Below are 18,937 nucleotides of genomic sequence, written 5' to 3'. Positions count from 1 at the left end.
GCAGGGAAGGGCCATGGATCAAACTCTGTTCGGCATCGTCGGAAGAGACCGGGTTGTGCGGTCGTCGGACCTGCTTGCCGGGCTGCGCGAACTGGCGGCTGCCGACCGTGACCGGCAGCGGGGGCACGGGCGGACCGGGAGCCTCGGTGAATCGACCTTGGCTGGTGAATTGACGCTGCCTGGTGAATCGACGCTGCCTGGTGAATCGACCTTGCCTGGTGAATCGACGCTGCCTGGTGGATCGACCCTGTCTGGTAAATCGACGCTGCCTGATAAACCGCCCCTGCCTGATCTGGACGGCCTAGATATTTTCGATGCCTGCCGCCATCTGGCCGAGCAAGGCGCCACTGCATTGCTCCTGCGGTCCGCCCGCCATCAGCATCTTCTGCCGCTGCTGATCGATGAAGTCGGCATACCCGTCATCGGATGGCGGACCGTGCTGCCCGCATCCATGGATAATGCGGCGCCAGCCTGGCATGCCATGGGCTCTGCGGACTCGGTGAATCCGATGGACCTGGACCGCCGTCTGGCCGACTACGCGCTGAAGATGGCCGGTCGGGCCGCACGCCAGGCTTTCCGGCTCGGAGTCGTGGGGGGCGTGGGCCCTGCCGCCACGGTCGACTTCCTGAGCAAGGTCGTGCGCAGCACGCAGGCCGCACGGGACCAGGACCACATCAAGGTGCTTCTGGAACAGAACCCGCAGATACCGGACCGCACGGCATGCCTGCTGAATGGCGGCGCAGATCCGTCGGTCGCGCTGTATGCCACCTGCAGACGACTTGAACGACAGGGCGCCAGCGCCATTGCCATTCCGTGCAACACCGCGCATGCCTTCGTGCCTCGTATTGCATCGCGCCTGGGCATCCCGGTGATCGACATGATCGCCGAGACGCTCGATCACATTGTTCATCAGCAGGGCAGCGCGGTGCGGATAGGCCTGCTGGCCACGACCGGCACGGTCAACAGCGGGGTCTATGCGAGCGCGGCTGCGCAGCGTGGCCTGACCCTGCTGACGCCGTCGGCCGCTGCCCAAGCGGAGGTCATGGAAGCCATCTATGGACCGCAAGGCATCAAGGCGGGGCACACAACGGGCTTGTGCAAAGACGCTTTGCGAGTCGCCATGGATGAGCTGGTCGAGCAGGGCGCGCGCGTGGTGATCCTTGGATGCACCGAGCTGCCATTGGTCTTCCGGGAGGCGGCGATCGATGTGCAAGGATGGCGTGTCGCGCTGGTCGACCCGACGGATGTGCTTGCCCGTCGCTGCGTCGCGCTGGCGCGAGCGTGATGCTGTGCCAGCCCAGCTGAGCTGAGGCGTCCAGGACGCCCCCCACCAAAAACAAAAAGCCCGGCACAAGGCCGGGCTTTGCTACAGCATCACCAGGAAGTCAGCGGATCAACCGCCCACCACCTCGGTGTCCTTCTTGATCGGCTTGACCATGTCTTCGCGTTTCACGCCAAGCCACATCGCAATCGCCGCGGCAACGAACACCGACGAATAGATACCGAACCAGATGCCGATCGTCAGCGCCAGCGCAAAGTAATGCAGGCTGGGACCGCCGAAGAACAGCATGGCCAGCACCATCATCTGCGTGGATGCATGGGTAATGATCGTGCGCGACATCGTCGCGGTAATGGCGCTGTCGATGACTTCACGGACCGTCGCCTTGCGCTGCTTGCGGAAGTTTTCGCGGATCCGGTCCATGATCACGACCGACTCGTTCACCGAGTAGCCCAGCACGGCCAGCACCGCCGCCAGCACGGGCAGCGAGAACTCCCAGCCAAAGAAGGCGAAGAAGCCCAGGATGATCACCACGTCGTGCAGGTTGGCCAACACACCGGCCACGGCAAACTTCCATTCGAAGCGGAAGGCCAGGTAGATCATGATGCCGATCACCACGAACAGCATGGCAAGCAGCCCATCATGCGCCAGTTCTTCGCCCACCTGCGGCCCGACATATTCCACCCGACGCAGTTCCACGGCCGAATCGGCGGCTTTCAGGGCTTGCATCACCTCCGTGCTCTGCGCCGTCGACGTCTTGCCCTCGATGTTGGGCAGGCGAATCATCACGTCGCGTGACGTGCCGAAGTTCTGCACCTGAAAGTCGGTATAGCCCTTGGCGGCCACGACTTCGCGGACCTTTTCCAGTTCGACCGCCTGGGGGTAGGCCACTTCCATGACCGTGCCGCCCGTGAACTCGATCGACAGGTGAAAGCCCTTGTGCGCGATGAAGAACACCGCCAGCAGGAACGTCACCAGGCTGATCACGTTCAGGATCACGGCGTGACGCATGAACGGGATGGTTTTGTGGATGCGGAAAAATTCCATCTCTTAGACCTCTTTGGGTTTCCAGACCTGACCGATGGATATCTTCTGCAGCTTCTTGCGGCGGCCGTACCAGAGATTGGCAAGAGCACGCGCGCCGACAACGGCGGAGAACATCGAGGTCAGAATGCCCAGACCATGGACGATGGCGAACGCGCGGACCGGACCCGAGCCGAAGGCCAGCAGGGCGACCGCGGCGATCAGGGTGGTGACGTTGGAGTCCAGAATCGTGCCCCACGCCCGTTCAAAGCCCAGGTTGATCGCCTGTTGGGGCGACGCGCCTGCACGCAATTCTTCACGAATGCGCTCATTAATGAGCACGTTCGAGTCGATGGCCATACCCAGCGCCAGTGCGATAGCGGCAATACCCGGCAGGGTCAGCGTGGCCTGCAGCATGGACAGCAAGGCAATCAGCAGCAACAGGTTGACCGACAAGGCGATCGCCGAGAACACGCCGAACAGGCCGTAGTACAGCATCATGAAGATGGCGATGGCGGCAAAACCATAGGCCACCGACTTGAAGCCCTTCTCGATGTTGTCCGCGCCCAGGCTGGGTCCAATGGTGCGTTCCTCGATGATTTCCATCGGGGCCGCCAGCGAACCGGCGCGCAGCAGCAGCGCGGTGTCAGCCGCTTCGGCCGACGTCATGCTGCCCGAGATCTGCACCCGGCCCCCGCTGATTTCCGACTGGATCACCGGTGCGGTCACGACCTCGCCCTTGCCCTTCTCGAACAGCAGAATGGCCATGCGCTTCTTTAGGTTGTCGCGGGTCACGTCACGGAAAATGCGCGAACCCTTGGCATCCAGCGTCAGGTGCACGGCCGGCTGCTGGCTCTGGCCATCAAAGCCGGCCTGCGCATCCGTCAGGTTTTCACCCGTCAGCACCACCTGACGGCGGACCAGCACGGGGCGGCCGTCACGATCGTTGAAACGTTCCAGACCGAACGGAACCGTGCCGCTGGCGAACGAGGCCTGCGCTTCGGGCGAATCGTCCACCAGGCGCACTTCCAGGGTCGCGGTGCGGCCCAGGATGTCCTTGGCCTTGGCCACGTCCTGCACGCCCGGCAGCTGCACCACGATACGGTCGGCGCCTTGCTGCTGGATGATTGGCTCGGCCACGCCCAGTTCGTTGATCCGGTTGTGCAGCGTGCTGATGTTCTGACCCAGCGCATTGTCTTGCGCCGTCTTGATCGCGGCCGGCTTGAGCGCGCCGATCAGCTTGTAGTCGGTGCCCGCCACTTGCTCAGTGAACTGAAGGTCCGGCATGCCATCGGTCAGCGCTCCACGGGCCGCTTCACGCGAGGCTTCATCGCGGAACTTCACTTCGATCGTATCGCCCACGCGGTCGATGCCGTTGTGGCGCACGTTCTTGTCGCGAAGCAGGCTGCGCACGTCACCGGTCAGCGAGTCATAGCGCTTGGTCAGGGCTGCGCGCATGTCCACCTGAAGCAGGAAGTGCACGCCACCGCGCAAGTCCAGGCCCAGGTACATGGGCAGGGCATGCAGCGACGTCAGCCAGGCCGGCGATGCCGACAGCAGGTTCAGCGCCACCGTGTAGCTCGGGTCGGTCGGGTCCGGATTCAGTTCCTTTTCGAGCAGGTCCCGCGCACGCAGTTGCTGGTCGGTCGACGTCAGACGCGCCCGCACCGTGCCGACCGGACCGTTCTGGTCGAAGTACAGCCCCGTATTGGGAATGTTGGCCGCTTGCAGCGACTGTTCGACCTTGCCCATCATCGACGCGTCGACCTTGACGGTCGCCTTGGCGCTCGACACCTGCACCGCGGGCGATTCGCCAAAAAAGTTCGGCAAGGTATAGATGAAGCCAATCACGATCGCGACGGCGACCATGATGTACTTCCAGAGAGGATAACGATTCATGAGTAATCTGACCTCGGAAGGCCGCGCCACGGAAGGTGGCGGCGGCCAGTGTTGCTACTGCAGGGCGGCCTCAAGCCAGCAAGACACGAAAAGGGGCGGGCGCCATGCGCCAGCCCCGGAAAATCGTCTTGCCAGGCCGCACCCGCCGCCCGATAGGGGGCGCGGCCCGACACTGCATCAAAGGGCCTTGATCGTGCCCTTGGGCAGGACGGTTGCGACGGCGGCCTTCTGCGCCAGCACTTCCACCGACTTTTCGCCTTCGCGGTTCAGTTCCAGCGTGACGTACGTCTCGTTGACCTTCACGACACGGCCCAGCAGGCCGCCCGAGGTCACGACTTCGTCGCCCTTGGCCAGCGCAGCCACCATATTCTTGTGCTCTTTCTGGCGACGCATTTGCGGACGGATCATCAGGAAGTAGAGGATCACGAACATCAGCGCGATCGGCAGCATGCCCATCAAGGGGCTTTCGCCGGCGCCGCCGCCGAGGTTCAACTGGGCCAGCGGAGCGGCCAGCTCATTCATTGTCAGCACGTTTTCTTCTCCAGAATCAATGACTTGCGTCAAAATTAACGCGAAATTGTAGCCCACCGCCGCCCCCGCAGGCCTCGGCAGGACTAGGGATAACCTTTGCTAGACGCCGCGCGCCCGGTCGGCGTGGAACTGCGCACGCCATGCCGAGAACGTACCGGACGCAATGGCGTCACGCATTTCCTGCATCAAGTTCAGGTAGTAATGCAGGTTGTGGATCGTATTCAGCCGCGCGCCCAGGATCTCGTTCGAGCGGAACAAATGGTGCAGATACGACCGCGAAAAGTTCTGACACGTATAGCAGCCACAGGTTTCATCCAGCGGCGTCGTATCGGCGCGATAACGCGCGTTGCGGATCTTGATGTCGCCAAACCGCGTGAACAGCCAGCCGTTGCGCGCATTCCGCGTCGGCATCACGCAATCGAACATGTCGATCCCGTGCGCCACGCCATCCACCAGGTCCTCCGGCGTGCCCACGCCCATCAGGTAACGCGGCGCATCCTGCGGCAGACGCGGACCCACATGATTCAGGATCCGCAGCATGTCCTCTTTCGGTTCACCCACCGACAGCCCGCCAATGGCGTACCCGTGAAAGCCGATATCCGTCAGACCCGCCAGCGACTCATCCCGCAGGTGTTCATACATCCCGCCCTGCACAATGCCGAACAGCGCATTCGGATTCTCCAACCCATTGAACGCGTCCAGCGACCGTTTGGCCCAGCGCAGCGACATCCGCATCGACGTGGCCGCTTCTTCCGCCGTGGCCGGACGGTCACCCATCATGTACGGCGTGCACTCGTCGAACACCATCGCGATATCCGAATTGAGCGAACGCTGGATCCGCATCGACTCTTCCGGCGTCAGCATCAGCCGAGCGCCATCGATAGGCGACGCGAACCGCACGCCTTCCTCCGTAATCTTGCGCAGGCCTTCCAGGCTGAACACCTGGAAGCCACCCGAATCCGTCAGGATAGGCTTGTCCCACTGCATGAAACCATGCAGGCCGCCATGGGCCTCCATGATCTCGGTACCCGGGCGCAGCCACAGATGGAAGGTATTGCCCAGCACGATCTGCGCGCCGATCTCCTTCAGCTCGTACGGCGCCATCGCCTTGACCGTGCCATAGGTGCCCACCGGCATGAAAATCGGCGTTTCCACCACGCCGTGGTTCAACGTCACCCGGCCACGTCGGGCCAGACCATCCGTTGCCAGCAGCTCAAAATTGAGTCCGTTCATGGTTTCTCGATAAACATCGCATCGCCATAGCTGAAAAAGCGATAGCGCTGCGCCACGGCATGCGCATAGGCCGCCTTGATCGGCGCCATCCCTGCCAGGGCAGAAATCAGCATCATCAACGTGGACTTGGGTAAATGGAAATTGGTGACCATCGCGTCGATCACCTTGTAGTCAAAGCCCGGCGTAATGAAGAGCTTCGTATCGCCCTCCGTCGCCTGCAGAGGCCAATGCGCCTTGGCCGCGGATTCGAGCGCGCGCACACTCGTCGTGCCCACCGCGATCACCCGGCCGCCCTGTTCGTGGGCTGCTTCAATGGCCTTTACCGTGGCATCGGGCAACGTGTACCACTCGCTATGCATCACGTGTTCCGACAGCTTTTCCGTACGCACCGGCAGGAACGTACCCGCGCCCACGTGCAGCGTCACGAACGCCGTGTTCACACCCTTGGCCTTCAGTGTCGAGAGCGTCGCCTCATCGAAATGCAGCCCCGCCGTCGGCGCCGCCACCGCGCCAGGCTCACGCGCATACACCGTCTGGTAGCGCGCATCGTCCCCCGCATCCGGCGTGTGCGTAATGTACGGCGGCAGGGGCGTCGCCCCATGCGCTTCCAGCAGATCGAGCACCGGCCCCGGGAACTGCAGGTCGAACAGATCGTCCTCGCGCCCCAGCATCGTCACGTCAAACGCGTCTTCCAACCGGATCACCGCACCCGCCTTCGGCGACTTGCTGGCGCGCATATGCACCAACGCGCGATCCGGTGCCGTAATCCGCTCCACCAGCACCTCCACCTTGCCGCCACTCGACTTCTCGCCAAACAGCCGCGCCTTGATCACCCGCGTGTCGTTGAACACCAGCAGATCGTTGGGGCGCAGCAGGTCGATCAGGTCAGTGAACCGGCGATCATGCAGCCCGCCCTGCGCATCGAGATGCAGCAGACGGCTGGCAGTGCGATCGGCGGCCGGGGACTGGGCGATCAGCTCGGGAGGAAGGACGTAGTCGAAGTCGTCCAGGGTCAGATCAGACACGGGGGATGAGGCGTAATGCTTGCGGAAAACCAGCGATGATAACCGGTTGGGCAGGTGGGCTGCGCTTTTTGCGAAAGTTATGCTTATAATGCACGACTTCTCTCCGAGCGCATGCAGCAGCCGCGCTCGCGTCACGAGACGCCCGGGTGGTGAAATTGGTAGACGCAGGGGACTCAAAATCCCCCGCCGCGAGGCGTGCCGGTTCGATTCCGGCCCCGGGCACCAGATATAAAGAGCCGTTGACTGTGATTAGTCAGCGGCTTTTTTACGTCTTTGAGCTTGGTCCTGTTAAAAGTCGCTGCGATTAGCGCGCGACCACGCCGCCACCCCCGCCTCCCCAACCACCCAATCCCGAAACATCCCCACGAACGGATCGCCGATCAACCGATTCGGATAGATCAGATAGAACGCATCCCCCGAATGGGTACGCTGCGCAAACGGTGCCACGAGCCGCCCTGTCCGCAGATCGTCTTCCACCAGCGCCAGCTGCCCCAAGGCCACGCCTGCGCCATTCATCGCCATCTGATACGCCAAGCTGACGCTTTCAAAAGTGATGCCACGGTCAGGATCAATGTCTGACGCGCCGGCAGCCTCTAGCCACTGGCGCCAATAACCGGGGCGGGCGGCGGACTGCAGCAGCGTCGCGCGCCTGAGGTCGCTGGGGCGAGTCATCGGCCCCAGACGATCCAGGAGTGCTGGACTGCAAACTGGCGTGAGCTCGATATCGATCAGCCGGTGGCTCGCGCATCCGGGCCACGAACCCTGACCGATGCGGATCGCGACATCCGTAGTCCGCGCGCTGAAGTCGATTGGGCCGAGGGACGTGGTGAACACGACATCTCTGTCAGGCTGGGCGGCACGAAAGGCGGGCAGGCGGGGGACAAGCCAGCGCAAGCCAAACGTCATGGGGCACCAAATGTGCAGTGGGTCGCGTCCTTTGGTTGACTTTATTTCGTCGGTGGCGTCACTTAGGCGTTGCAAGGCGTCGCTCACGCTTTGCAAATAAAGAGTTCCGCTGTGGGTAAGCGTTACTTGCCGGTGTGAGCGCTTAAACAGGGCGATGCCCAGGTGTTCTTCCAGCAATCCCAGCTGGCGGCTGATGGCGCCTGGCGTCACGCACAGCTCTTCAGCGGCGTGTTTGACGCTGCCGCGCCGCCCCACGGCTTCGAAAGCGCGAACAGCGTTCAATGGAGGCAGGCTCATGTCGTGTCTCGATTCTAAAAAACTCAACCGAACTGCAGTTTAAATCGCTTGAGCGCCCCCTGCGCATGCCCAAGAATTCGCCCCATCTAATGCAATCAACAAAGGGAGACATTCCATGGAACAGGAAAAGCGACTGACCGGAAAGATCGCACGCGAGCGCATTCGACAGATGGCCGTTCCCCGCGCGGATCCGGCTTTGCTGGCCGCCTACCGTGCGCTGGGCGACGCGAGCGGTGTGCTGTCTGACGTGATGGATCGCCTGGGGATTCCGGGCGTGGTGGCGGCGTCGACTTTGGCGCCGACGCTTCCTGGCAAGGTGATCGTGGGTACGGCTCTGACGGTTCGCAATGTGATGCAGCGGGGTCATGAGTATGAGGCTGCGCGGTCCGTGGTGAACAAGATGGCGGAGTTTGAGGCGCATAACCTTGCTCAGCCTGATGACGTGCTGGTGATCCAGGGCGTGCCGGGGATTTCCAATATGGGCGGTATCTCCGCGCAGTTGGGCAAGCGCCATGGGGAAGTGGGCGCGATCGTAATGGGTGGCGTGCGGGATGTGGCCCATTCGCGCTCGGTGGGGTTCCCGGTGTGGGCATCGGAGATCACGCCGCGCACGGGCAAGTGGCGGGTGGAGACCGTTGAGATCAATGGCGATGTCGAGATCGACGGCGTGCGCGTGTCTTGCGGGGACATCGTGTTCGCGGACGATACGGGCGTGTGTTTTATCCCGATCGCGCGGGCGCAGGAAGTCCTGGTCATGGCGCAGAAAACTGTTAAGGACGAGGAGATCAAGTGCGCCGCGATTGATTCTGGATGTCACATTGCCGATCTGCCAAGAGCCGATTGAGATGAACGCTGCCGTTTAGACAGTCCTGTGTCTACGGCATTGTGTGCATGCGCGCGGGTGGGGGCCGGCAACGATTACCGGCGACCGGCATCAGTGCCTGCGTGCAAGTCCATGTGCATGTGCATGTGCATGTGCATGTGTGTGTGCGCGTGTCGGTAATGGTGCTGTCGCCGTGCAGGTTGCGCTTTCAACACCTTCTTAGCAGGATCGCGAGTCAATGTCCGACCAAACTAGCAACCGTCAGTCGTCTTCAACGAAGGCACATGACGTCACGTTGAGAATGCAGGCCGTGTGGAGCGAGGATTCCGTGCTGCACGAGTTCGCCATGGATTACGTCAATATCGTCAACACGATCGGGGCAGGGCGGGTCCGTCTGGAGATGCTGCCGCGCGGGGCGGTGGTGAGCCGGGGTGGCGATCTGTATGGCGCGGTGGCGTCGGGCGCGCTGGATGCGGCCCATGGCGTGGCGTCGAATCAGTACAGCAAGGACAAGGCGTATGCGCTGTTCACCACGCCGCCTTCGTTTGGCTGGAATTCGACGCAGATGCTGGGGTGGATGCGTCACGGCGGCGGGCAGGCGCTGTATGACGAACTGGTGCAGACGGTGCATGGCCACAATATTTCCGGGTATCTGGTCGGGCCGATGCCTACCCAGCCCTTGGGCTGGTTCAAGAAGCCGATCCATTCGCCAGAAGATTTGAAGGGCCTGAGGTTCCGGACCGGTGGATTGTCTGCGGACGTGTGCCGAGTGATGGGCATGGAACCGGTGCTGATTCCCGGAAACGAGACTGCCGAGGCCTTGGCCAGCGGGCGTGTCGATGCGGCTGAATATCTGAATCCGACGATCGACCGGCAGGTCGGTCTGGCCAAGGCGGCACCTTTGTACATCGTGCAGGGCTATCACCAGGTGTGCGAATGCTTCGAGATCATCTTCAACAAGTCCCGACTGGATGGGCTTGGTGATGAGGTGAAGCGCATTCTGGAGATCGCCGGTGACGCGGCGTCGTCGTCGATGGCCTACAAGCAGATGGTTTATTACCCCCGGGATCTGGAAGAGCTGAAGGTGGTGGACAACATCACCGTGGTTCAAGCGCCGGAAAGCATTCTGGACGCTCAATTGGCGGCGTGGGCCACGGTTCTCGATGATCTGTCTTCCGATCCCTTCTTCAAGAAAGTCATCGACAGCCAGCGCGCCTGGACCAAGACGGTGGTGGGGTTCGATCTGGAGTGGGAGGCGCCTCGTGAACGGGCATTTGCCTTCTTCAACAATGCATAAAGGCCGAAGCCGGTAGCGGCACCGGCTGACCCGACATTCCCAAACGATAAAAATCAGGAGACGGTTATGTTGTTGAACGCAAGGTGGTTGACTACAAGGTTATCGAAGACAGGGTTATCAAAGACAATGTTGCTGGAGACAACGTTGTCGACCGCAACGTTGTCGAATGCAAAGTTGTCGAACGCAAAGTTGTCGACTGCAACGTTGTCGAATGCAACGTTGTCGACTGCAAAGTTGTCGAATGCAACGTTGTCGAATGCATCACCGAAGGCAAGGTGGTTCAGCATCCTGCTGTTGAATCTCGCTGCCGCAACTGCTCTCAGCCCCGGCGTCGTCCACGCTCAGGCGCGCCCCGAACCCATGCGCCTGGTCGTGGGATTCGCGCCGGGCGGCCCGACCGATGCCGTGGCTCGCATCGCCGCGGAAGTGTTGACCACCAAGCTGGGTGCGTCGGTCGTGGTGGAAAACCGGCCGGGCGCCAGCGGCGCGATTGCGGCCAGTGCGGTGTCCAACGCCAAGCCCGACGGCAACACGCTGCTGGTCAACGTGGTGGCGGACATCGTCAATCCGGTGGTCGCGCGTGACAAAGATGCCGTCATCACCAAACGCTTCATGCCCGTGGTGATGTTGGCCGAGTCGCCCAACGTGCTGGTAGTGCATCCGTCGGTCAAGGCAACGACTGCCAAGGAATTCATCGAGCTTGAGCGGACCAGCCCCAAGGACAGCTTCAGCTATGGGTCCGCGGGCCTGGGTACGGTTAGTCACCTGTCAGGTGTGCTGTTCGGGGATGCTACCGGGGTGCCCATGCTGCATGTTCCTTACAAGGGCACAGGGCCCGCGCAGGTCGACCTGCTTGCCGGTCGGGTTCCGCTCATGTTCGACAACCTGATCAACGGACTTGCCAATGCCAAGGCTGGCAGCGTGAGGGCGCTTGCGGTCACATCGACAAAACGCTGGCCCGGCGCGCCTGACTTGCCCACGTTGGCGGAAGCGGGCCTGCCGGACACCGATCTGGTATCGGTGTTCGGACTGCTCGCCCCCGTGGGTACGCCCAAGCCGGTGGTGGACCGTATTGCTTCCGCCTTGCTGGAAGGCATGGCCGCCCCTGATGTCCGGAATCGGCTCAATCAGATCGGCGCTGAGCCAGGCACTTTGAACGCGCAGGCCTATGGCACCTACCTTGACACGCAGACCCAACGTTGGGAAAAGTTGGTGGCGGCCGGCAAGCTCGATCTGAAGTGACCGTGCGGTAGGGGCCGATGCCTGTGCGGCCGGGGTTGGATGCCCGTGCGATCGGGTCGGGTGCTCGTGAAGTCGGGTCCGATGCCCGCGAGGCCAGGTCGATGTCCGCGCGCCCGGGTCCGATACCGGTGAGGCCGGGTCCGATGACCTTGAGGCCGTGCCGATGCCCGTGGGGTCGCGGCTAATGCCCGTGCAGTCCGGTCCGGCGCCCCGCCGTGGTCCGCCATATTCGACTGGCGCGATCCGCGGTCTGGTGCGACCATGATCGCCCACCACAACCGGCCAGCGCGCCGCACAGTCGATACGTGACGCGCACCACTGCCCCCCAGGTTGATCGCACCCCTCAGGAGACCCGCGTGAAGATTGCCGTTCTGGATGATTACCATGGCGTAGCCAGCACCTATGCCGACTGGAAAACGCTTGGCGACGATGCGCAGGTAACGACCTTCCCGCATTACCTGCCCGAAGGTCCGGAACGCGACGTGGCCTTGAAGCCCTTTGACGTCATCATCGCGATGCGTGAACGCACGCCGTTCCCTGCGTCCCAGATCGCTGCGCTTCCCAATCTCAAACTGCTAGTCACGACAGGGTTGAAGAACAATTCCATCGACGTGCCGGCTTGCACGGCGCGGGGCATCACGGTGTGCGGTTCGGCGGGCAGTGCCGAGGCCAACCTTGCCACGACAGAGCTTGCGTGGACCTTGCTTCTGGCATTGTTCAAGAACCTGCCGCACGAAAACGAATCGATGCGGCGGGGGCAGTGGCAAACGCGCATGCCTGTGCCTGTGTATGGCAAGCGGCTTGGCGTGGTGGGATTGGGCCGGCTGGGTGCCGCCATGGCGCGCGTGGGCCTGGCGTTCGGCATGGACGTGGTGGCGTGGAGTGCCAATCTGACCGACGAGAAGGCGGCTGAAGTTGGCGTAAAGCGGGTAGACAAACACGAGCTATTCGCCACGTCGGACGCGATCAGTCTGCATCTGGTGTTAAGCGACCGGTCCCGTCACGTGGTGGATGCGGCGGCCATCGATGCCATGAAGCCGACCGCGTTTTTGGTCAACACGTCGCGCGCAGGCTTGGTCGATGACGACGCACTGATGCGTGCGCTGACGGCACACAAGATTGGCGGGGCGGGGCTGGATGTGTTCGAGCGGGAGCCGCTGCCCGAAGACGATCCGATCCGCCAGCTCGACAACGTCGTTCTTACCCCGCACCTGGGCTATGTCAGCGAATCGAATTTCCGGGCTTTCTACCAGAATGCGCTGGCGGCCGTGCAGGCATGGAAAGACGGCAAGCCGGTCAATGTGCTGAGTAAATAAGGGGACGAAAAGCACTGCAGTGCGTAAGCCTGCACTGAGCCCGGTCAGCCGCCGCCAGCGATAATCAGCCACCGCACGGGCTTGTTGCGTTCGCGCAGTTCGCGCATTAGCCTTCTACGCGCGTTGCACCTTTTCACACTCACGTCACAGCCCAGGCGGACTGCGCATGCTGGCGCCAGACCGGTGCCCTGTAGCCAATCAGCCCGGTTCTCGATCAGTCGGCCTTCGCGCTGTGTTGCGCCTTTCCGCACCCACGTCCCAGGCCAGGCAAACCGCGCATGCGGGTGCCCGACCGGCGCCTCGTCGCCAATCAGCCCGGTTGTCGGTTAGTCGGCCTTTCCGCTGCGTTGCGCCTTTCCGCATCACGTCCCGAGCCAGGAAGACGGCGCATGCCGGTGCCGGACCGGCGCCTCGTAGCGGCACGGCTTGGTTCCCAAATCGCCCTTGCGTTGTAACGGTACGCATCTTGCTGCGCAGTCTTCCAGAGTTAGCACCCTGCTAGACCTCGCTACCAAGGAGACAGTCCGTGGCTCACGTCATCGACCATCGCTACAGCGTCACCCTTTACCCGTTGCATGCCGTCTTCCTGGCTGGCACGGTCCCGCTATTCCTGGGCGCCATGCTCAGCGACATGGCGTATGCCAAAAGCTTCCATATTCAGTGGAGCAACTTCGCTTCGTGGCTGATTGCGGGCGCGCTGGTTCTCGCGGGCATTGCGCTCGTGTTTGCACTGGTGGACCTGTTCCGGCCGTACCAACGGGCTCGGGGCGCCGTCGCCTATTTCATCGTTCTGCTGGCCACCTGGGTACTTGGCTTCATCAATGCCCTGTGGCACGCCCGTGATGCGTGGGCCGTCATGCCAATGGGACTGATCCTGTCGGTCGTCGTATTCGTGCTTGCCTGCCTGGCGACTTGGCTGGGTTTCCGTACTCCACGCGTCCTGGGGCCACTATGACTATCAAATACGCCAGTTCGCTTGCCATTGTTACCCTGTCCGCCCTGTTGAGCGCTTGCGGCGACAAGCCCGCGCCGGTCCAGGTCGGGGCGGAGCCTCAGTTGCCTGAACCGCAGCGTGGCCTGTTGCCCGACATGGTCATTGCCAAGCCTGCCCCGTGGGGGGACAAGGTTCCCGTGGTGCCTGCCGGATATACCGTCACGGCCATCGCTACCGACTTGAAGATTCCGCGCCAGACGCTGGTCTTGCCCAACGGGGACATCCTGGTGGCCGAGGGGCGCGGTGGTATGGCACCCGATCTGAAACCGAAGGATGTCATTGCCGCCGTGATCAAGGCGAAAGGCACCAGCCCCGTCAAGGGCGGCAACCGCCTGACGCTGTTGCGGGATGCGGACAAGGATGGCAAGTATGAAACGTCGACCGTCTTTGCCGAAAACCTGAATGCGCCCTATGGCCTGGCATTGGTCGACAACGTGCTGTATGTCGCCAACCAGGATGCCCTGGTCCGCTTTGATTACAAGGAAGGCCAGACGCAGGCCAGCGGCCCGGCACAAGTGGTGACCTTGTTGCCTTCGGAGATCAACCACCACTGGACCAAGTCGCTGGCGGCAAGCGCCGACGGCCAGTATCTGTATGTGGGTATCGGGTCGAACAGCAACATTACCGAGCGGGGCATGACGGCGGAAGTCGACCGTGCCATGGTCTGGCGCGTAAATGCGCGCACGGGTGAGCACAAGGCGTATGCAACCGGGCTGCGCAACCCGACGGCGCTGACCATTCAGCCCGAGACCGGGCAACTGTGGGCTGTCGTGAACGAGCGCGACGAGATTGGCCCGGACCTGGTTCCGGACTATCTGACCTCGGTGCGCGAGGGCGCCTTCTACGGCTGGCCGTATAGCTACTGGGGCCAGAACGCCGACGATCGCGTCCGGCCGCAGAATCCGGACAAGGTCGCGGCGGCAGTCAAGCCGGACTACGCGCTGGGGTCGCATGTGGCGGCATTGGGCGTCGACTTCTCGACGGAAACCATGGGCACGCAGTTCGCCAATGGCGTGTTCGTGGGTGAGCACGGCAGCTGGAACCGCAAGGATCCGGTGGGCTACAAGGTCGTGTTCGTGCCGTTCAGCCAGGGGCGGCCCTCGGGCAATCCCGTGGACTTCGTGACCGGGTTCCGGGACGACGATGGCACGACCCGCGGCCGTCCGGTGGGCGTGACCGTGGACCCTCGTGGTGCGCTGATCGTGGCTGACGATCTCGCCAACACGATCTGGCGCGTGGCGCCGACCCAGGCGGTTTCCGTGCCCCCAGCGGCAGCGCCCGTCACGCCGCCGGCCGCTCCACCGGTTACGCCAGCGGACCCGGCCCTCGGCGCACAGCCGGGCACCCAACCCGGCACGCAAACCCCGCCCGCCGAGCCGGCCCCTGTGGTCCCGCCAGCATCGTCCGCCCCGACGGACCCGGCCCCGGCCGCTCCTGCTGCGCCTGCTCCGTCGTCAACCTGATCGCCGCCCGCAAGCGCGAAAAGCCGCTGCGCTCTACCGAGCCAGCGGCTTTTTCTTGTCCGTCCATGTAGCCCACGTGACCCAGGTTAGTGCCACCCAAGACGCTAAACCGTCCTGGGGCAGGACCGTTCAGGCCACGCTGGATTATCCCGCCCGAAGCCGCCAGTGCGCCCTTAAGCAACACCCACCGCAGTCGAGCGCATCGGCCCCTCCCACAGACGCAACCGCGCCCCGTGCATGGCCCGACCAGGGGCACCGTGGATCTGGCTTCGCCAGTCCACTGGTGCCGCCCCTGGGGGAGGCGCGAAGCGCCTAGGGGGGCTTATTTTCTCTGGGTGATGCAGCGCAAAGCCTTGCGCATAATCGATATTCAGCGACCTCAGCAACGGGATCAACGCTTCCGATTCCACCGATTCCGCGATGGTCTGCATATTCATCGTCTGCGCCACCTTGATTACCGCCTCGACAATGATCGCGCTAGCCGGCTGATCCAGAATCGCCTTCACGAACTCGCCATCGATCTTCACGTAGTGCACGGGCAAGTGCCGCAGGTACGTGAACGACGCCATGCCACTGCCAAAGTCATCCAGGGCGAACTGGAATCCCATCGCGATCAACTGGCGCATCGCGTCGGCAGTCCGGTTCACATTCGACACCGCCGCCGTCTCGGTCACTTCAAAGCAGATGCGGCTGGATCGAACCAGGGGGTACATCTCCAATGCGGCTTCGACAAACGCAAGAAAGCCCGGCGCGCTAAGCGTTATGCCCGACAGGTTGATGAAGTAGCAGGGCGTCTCGCCCGGCTGTGTGGACTGCGCCTGGATATGCGCAAAGGTCTTGCGGACGATGTGGCGATCCAGTTCCTCGATCAGGCCGAACCGTTCCGCGGCGGGGATGAAGCCGCCCGGCAGTACCACCGTGCCGTCCAGATCCTGGATCCGGGCCAGCACTTCATAGAAGACCTCTGGTGCGTCCGTGCTGGCGTGGAAGGGCACGATGCGCTGCGCATACAGCAGCACACGGTCTTCCCGCATGGCGTCTTTCAGGCGCGTCACGCTGTCCATGTCCTGCTGTTGCTGCCGGATTTCTTCGTCGCTGGGCAGGCTGACCTGCACCCGATTGCGCCCTTTTTCCTTCGCCAGGAAGCAGGCGGCGTCGGCCTGGGCCAGGGCGGACTCGAACGACAACCCCTCGGGCTCGCCCGCAAAGGCCACCCCTACGCTGACCGTGACGCCGTAGCGCCGGTCTTCCCACATGAAGTCCATGTCGTCGATCGCGGCGCACAGGCGATTCGCCCATTCCAGGGCATCGTCGGGCCCACAGTTGGGCCGGACCAGCACGAATTCGTCGCCCCCGAAACGCGCAAGCACATCGTCGTCCAGACACACTGATGTCAGCAGATTGGCCACCTGGATCAGCAAGCCGTTGCCCGCCGCATGGCCCCGGCGGTCATTGATGATCTTGAAGTGATCGATGTCCATGTACAGCAGCGCATGGGGACCGGGGCCGTCAATGTGCTCGGTGCGCGCGGTAAATTCGCGCCGGTTGATCAGGCCGGTCAGCGCGTCGTGGGCCGCTTGATAGGCGATTTCCTGGCCCAGCTCGTAGGCCTCGGTCACGTCGTTGCCCTGCACAAACACGCCGGTGACGGCGCGGCTGGCGTCAAAGATGGGCTGATAGATCAGGTCGATAAAACGCTGTTCAAGCTCGCCACCTGCCTCGCGTTGCAGCTTGATCGGCATGGCGCGGCCGACGAAGGGCGTTCCCGTCGCATACACGTTGTCCAGCTTGGCCAGGAAACCTTGCTGTATCACTTCGGGCATGACCTTGGCAAACGGGTGGCCAATGATCGTGCGGTGACCGGCCAGTTGGTTGTAGGCATCATTGGCCAGCTCGAACACATGGTTCGGACCTTGCAGAACACAAATGAAGCCGGGCGCCTGCTTGAACAGCTGTTGCAAGCGCTGGATTTCGCTTTGCAGGATGTTCTGGATGTTGCGGGTCCAGCGATGGGTGGTGGCTTGCTGGCCGGCCATCAGGGCCGCGTCCAGCGAACGTGCATCGTCATGCACGTCCAGCACCAGCTCGGTAACGTCCGCCGCGCAATGCAGAATGCCGCGCAGGGTCGAGTCGCTATCGAAGACAGGCGTGTTGGACACGGTCCAATAGCGTTCCTGATGGATCCCTTTTGCAGCGACGGAATACTGGATCTGCGAAATGTGATGCGGCCGGCCACTGTCCAGGACGCGCCGGTACGACTCGCGCATGATCTCGGACTGCTGGTCGTCGGATCCTGGAAACAGATCGAAAATCTGGCGGCCCAGCATGGCCGTGCGATCCGTTTTTACGGCGTTTTCGTAGGCGCTGTTGCACGCCAGCACCATCAGGTCGCAATCGAGCAGCAAGGCCGGGCATGGCGCTTCCTCGAATGCGTTCCTGAATCCTTCTTGGGTCATCGCCGTTAGCACGGTGTCTCCTGGTGTCTGGCAATTGATGGACATTGCAACCGCCAAACGTGTTGCGGGTGTGCGCCGCCGGGCATCGATGGCGAAATCGATGCGCAGTAGCACACCCAGGAGTGTAGGTGTTACCGACTTGTTGCCGGGATCCCGGCACGACGCGCGCTTACGCAATGTTGCGCGAATGGTCGAGCAGCTACATCTTGCCGCCGATCACACGGTTTTGCGCAACAGTACGCGGCGGTAACGTGCGCCGCCTGGTTCGACCGGCGTCAGCGCGCTGCTGGCGGAAAGTTCGACGGGAACAAGGACCGGCGCGTTTCTTCGTCATTGACCTTCTTGAAGTCGATGTCCTTGCCCACCGCGCGCGCACGGGTGGCGGCATCACGCGCGTTGATCGTGTCGTACAGGCGCTTGATGTTTGGATAGGCCGACAGAGGATCCTCCACGCCCTTGAACACGCGCGGCGCACGGTCCACCCAGCCCCAGGCCGACATGTCGGCAATGGTGTATTCGTTGCCGACAATGTAGTCGCGGCCTTCCAGGTGGTCGTTCAGGACCTGGTAATGCCGTTCGGTCTCGCGTCGATAGCGGTTGGTGGCGTAGGGGCTTTCGTTTTCGGCGGCGTACTGGAAGTGCACGGCCTGGCCCGAAAAGGGGCCCAGGCCCGATGAAATGAAGAACAGCCACGACAGCAGCTCGGGCTTGTCGGCGGGCGAACCCAGAAAGCGGCCGGTCTTTTCGGCCAGGTACAGCAAGATGGCGCTGGAATCGAACACTCGCGTGTCCGACCCGGCAGGACCTTCCGTGTCCACGATGGCAGGCACTTTGCCATTCGGGTTGATGGCGCGGAATTCCGCGGCGTGCTGCTGCCCCTTGCTGGTATCGACTGGAATGACCTCGTACGGCAGGCCGGCTTCTTCAAGGAAAAGGGCGACTTTGGCGGGATTGGGCGTGGGGTGGAAATAGAAGTGGATCACGGGGCGTCCTAGGGGGCTGCGGGTTGGCGGCGGGGTGAAGGGGCGCGGCAAGTCAGACCGTTAACGTAGGCCACGAAGGGGTAGATGCACTACAGGGTTTACGTGTACCACGTTGACACTTATTCGCACCGTGTGCTTTCATACCCAAAAAGAGTACGATGGAACCTAAT

Annotated in this window: 14 protein-coding genes, 1 tRNA gene and 2 pseudogenes; 9 read left to right on the top strand and 8 right to left on the bottom strand. The window is 62.5% G+C overall.

The window, feature by feature from the left end:
* Window positions 1-13 precede the first annotated feature (13 nt).
* A complete protein-coding gene (locus ACNANG_RS07480; RefSeq protein WP_420226663.1) occupies window positions 14-1,285 on the top strand; it encodes an aspartate/glutamate racemase family protein in 1,272 nt (423 codons plus the stop codon).
* Between the two features lie 108 nt (window positions 1,286-1,393).
* Here ACNANG_RS07480 and secF read toward each other — a convergent pair whose 3' ends face one another.
* The 5 genes from secF to queA form a co-directional block, all read right to left on the bottom strand.
* The gene (secF, locus tag ACNANG_RS07475) at window positions 1,394-2,326 is read right to left on the bottom strand and encodes a protein translocase subunit SecF (RefSeq protein ID WP_420226662.1); all 933 of its coding nucleotides are present in this window, start codon (window positions 2,324-2,326) and stop codon (window positions 1,394-1,396) included.
* A gap of 3 nt (window positions 2,327-2,329) precedes the next feature.
* Window positions 2,330-4,201 carry a protein translocase subunit SecD gene (secD, locus tag ACNANG_RS07470; protein ID WP_420226661.1) on the bottom strand — a complete coding sequence of 624 codons (1,872 nt, stop codon included), beginning with the start codon at window positions 4,199-4,201 and terminating at the stop codon, window positions 2,330-2,332.
* Window positions 4,202-4,378: 177 nt separating this feature from the next.
* Window positions 4,379-4,657: a preprotein translocase subunit YajC gene (gene yajC, locus ACNANG_RS07465; protein WP_229828809.1), complete on the bottom strand. Its 279-nt coding sequence runs from the start codon at window positions 4,655-4,657 to the stop codon at window positions 4,379-4,381.
* 174 nt (window positions 4,658-4,831) lie between these two features.
* Entirely contained in the window at window positions 4,832-5,965 is a 1,134-nt protein-coding gene (tgt, locus tag ACNANG_RS07460; RefSeq protein WP_420226660.1) for a tRNA guanosine(34) transglycosylase Tgt, read from the bottom strand.
* Window positions 5,962-6,990: a tRNA preQ1(34) S-adenosylmethionine ribosyltransferase-isomerase QueA gene (gene queA, locus ACNANG_RS07455; protein ID WP_420227479.1), complete on the bottom strand. Its 1,029-nt coding sequence runs from the start codon at window positions 6,988-6,990 to the stop codon at window positions 5,962-5,964. Before queA ends, tgt begins: the two co-directional genes overlap by 4 nt.
* Window positions 6,991-7,130: 140 nt before the next feature.
* On the opposite strand from queA, the gene ACNANG_RS07450 reads away from it, so the two are divergent.
* Window positions 7,131-7,215 (top strand) — tRNA-Leu (locus tag ACNANG_RS07450).
* A 63-nt stretch (window positions 7,216-7,278) separates the two neighbouring features.
* On the opposite strand, the gene gcvA is transcribed toward ACNANG_RS07450, so the two are convergent.
* The gene (gene gcvA, locus ACNANG_RS07445; protein ID WP_420226659.1) at window positions 7,279-8,193 is read right to left on the bottom strand and encodes a transcriptional regulator GcvA; all 915 of its coding nucleotides are present in this window, start codon (window positions 8,191-8,193) and stop codon (window positions 7,279-7,281) included.
* A gap of 115 nt (window positions 8,194-8,308) precedes the next feature.
* Here gcvA and ACNANG_RS07440 point away from each other — a divergent pair, with 115 nt between their 5' ends.
* The 7 genes and pseudogenes from ACNANG_RS07440 to ACNANG_RS07410 all read left to right on the top strand — a co-directional run.
* Window positions 8,309-9,037, top strand: coding sequence for an RraA family protein (locus ACNANG_RS07440; RefSeq protein WP_420226658.1), 729 nt, complete (start codon window positions 8,309-8,311; stop codon window positions 9,035-9,037).
* 217 nt (window positions 9,038-9,254) lie between these two features.
* A complete protein-coding gene (locus ACNANG_RS07435; protein ID WP_420226657.1) occupies window positions 9,255-10,313 on the top strand; it encodes a TRAP transporter substrate-binding protein in 1,059 nt (352 codons plus the stop codon).
* Window positions 10,314-10,379: 66 nt separating this feature from the next.
* A pseudogene (locus ACNANG_RS07430) lies at window positions 10,380-10,520 on the top strand (pentapeptide repeat-containing protein); the annotation flags it as partial.
* A gap of 87 nt (window positions 10,521-10,607) precedes the next feature.
* A complete protein-coding gene (locus ACNANG_RS07425) occupies window positions 10,608-11,555 on the top strand; it encodes a Bug family tripartite tricarboxylate transporter substrate binding protein (protein ID WP_420227478.1) in 948 nt (315 codons plus the stop codon).
* A 356-nt stretch (window positions 11,556-11,911) separates the two neighbouring features.
* A complete protein-coding gene (locus ACNANG_RS07420) occupies window positions 11,912-12,871 on the top strand; it encodes a D-2-hydroxyacid dehydrogenase family protein (protein ID WP_420226656.1) in 960 nt (319 codons plus the stop codon).
* A 526-nt stretch (window positions 12,872-13,397) separates the two neighbouring features.
* The gene (locus ACNANG_RS07415; protein WP_420226655.1) at window positions 13,398-13,826 is read left to right on the top strand and encodes a DUF2231 domain-containing protein; all 429 of its coding nucleotides are present in this window, start codon (window positions 13,398-13,400) and stop codon (window positions 13,824-13,826) included.
* Between the two features lie 2 nt (window positions 13,827-13,828).
* Window positions 13,829-15,115, top strand: a pseudogene (locus ACNANG_RS07410) (PQQ-dependent sugar dehydrogenase); the annotation flags it as partial.
* Window positions 15,116-15,501: 386 nt separating this feature from the next.
* On the opposite strand, the gene ACNANG_RS07405 reads toward ACNANG_RS07410, so the two are convergent.
* Together ACNANG_RS07405 and ACNANG_RS07400 are read right to left on the bottom strand one after the other, a co-directional pair.
* Window positions 15,502-17,784 (bottom strand): EAL domain-containing protein, encoded by a 2,283-nt coding sequence (locus ACNANG_RS07405; RefSeq protein WP_420226654.1) that lies wholly within the window; start codon window positions 17,782-17,784, stop codon window positions 15,502-15,504.
* A 275-nt stretch (window positions 17,785-18,059) separates the two neighbouring features.
* The gene (locus tag ACNANG_RS07400) at window positions 18,060-18,767 is read right to left on the bottom strand and encodes a glutathione S-transferase family protein (RefSeq protein ID WP_420226653.1); all 708 of its coding nucleotides are present in this window, start codon (window positions 18,765-18,767) and stop codon (window positions 18,060-18,062) included.
* Window positions 18,768-18,937 lie beyond the last annotated feature (170 nt).

Source organism: Pigmentiphaga litoralis, from assembly GCF_048632615.1.
GTDB lineage: Bacteria > Pseudomonadota > Gammaproteobacteria > Burkholderiales > Burkholderiaceae_B > Pigmentiphaga > Pigmentiphaga litoralis_B.
Note: the sequence above shows the minus strand (reverse complement) of the source record. Positions and strands in the feature narration are given on the sequence as shown.

What these genes read in the sequence shown, in the direction of transcription:
- ACNANG_RS07480 (WP_420226663.1), top strand. Translation starts at nt 14, where the DNA reads ATGGATCAAACTCTGTTCGGCATCGTCGGAAGAGACCGGGTTGTGCGG.
- secF (WP_420226662.1), bottom strand. Translation starts at nt 2,326, where the DNA reads ATGGAATTTTTCCGCATCCACAAAACCATCCCGTTCATGCGTCACGCC.
- secD (WP_420226661.1), bottom strand. Translation starts at nt 4,201, where the DNA reads ATGAATCGTTATCCTCTCTGGAAGTACATCATGGTCGCCGTCGCGATC.
- yajC (WP_229828809.1), bottom strand. Translation starts at nt 4,657, where the DNA reads ATGGGCATGCTGCCGATCGCGCTGATGTTCGTGATCCTCTACTTCCTG.
- tgt (WP_420226660.1), bottom strand. Translation starts at nt 5,965, where the DNA reads ATGAACGGACTCAATTTTGAGCTGCTGGCAACGGATGGTCTGGCCCGA.
- gcvA (WP_420226659.1), bottom strand. Translation starts at nt 8,193, where the DNA reads ATGAGCCTGCCTCCATTGAACGCTGTTCGCGCTTTCGAAGCCGTGGGG.
- ACNANG_RS07440 (WP_420226658.1), top strand. Translation starts at nt 8,309, where the DNA reads ATGGAACAGGAAAAGCGACTGACCGGAAAGATCGCACGCGAGCGCATT.
- ACNANG_RS07435 (WP_420226657.1), top strand. Translation starts at nt 9,255, where the DNA reads ATGTCCGACCAAACTAGCAACCGTCAGTCGTCTTCAACGAAGGCACAT.
- ACNANG_RS07405 (WP_420226654.1), bottom strand. Translation starts at nt 17,784, where the DNA reads ATGACCCAAGAAGGATTCAGGAACGCATTCGAGGAAGCGCCATGCCCG.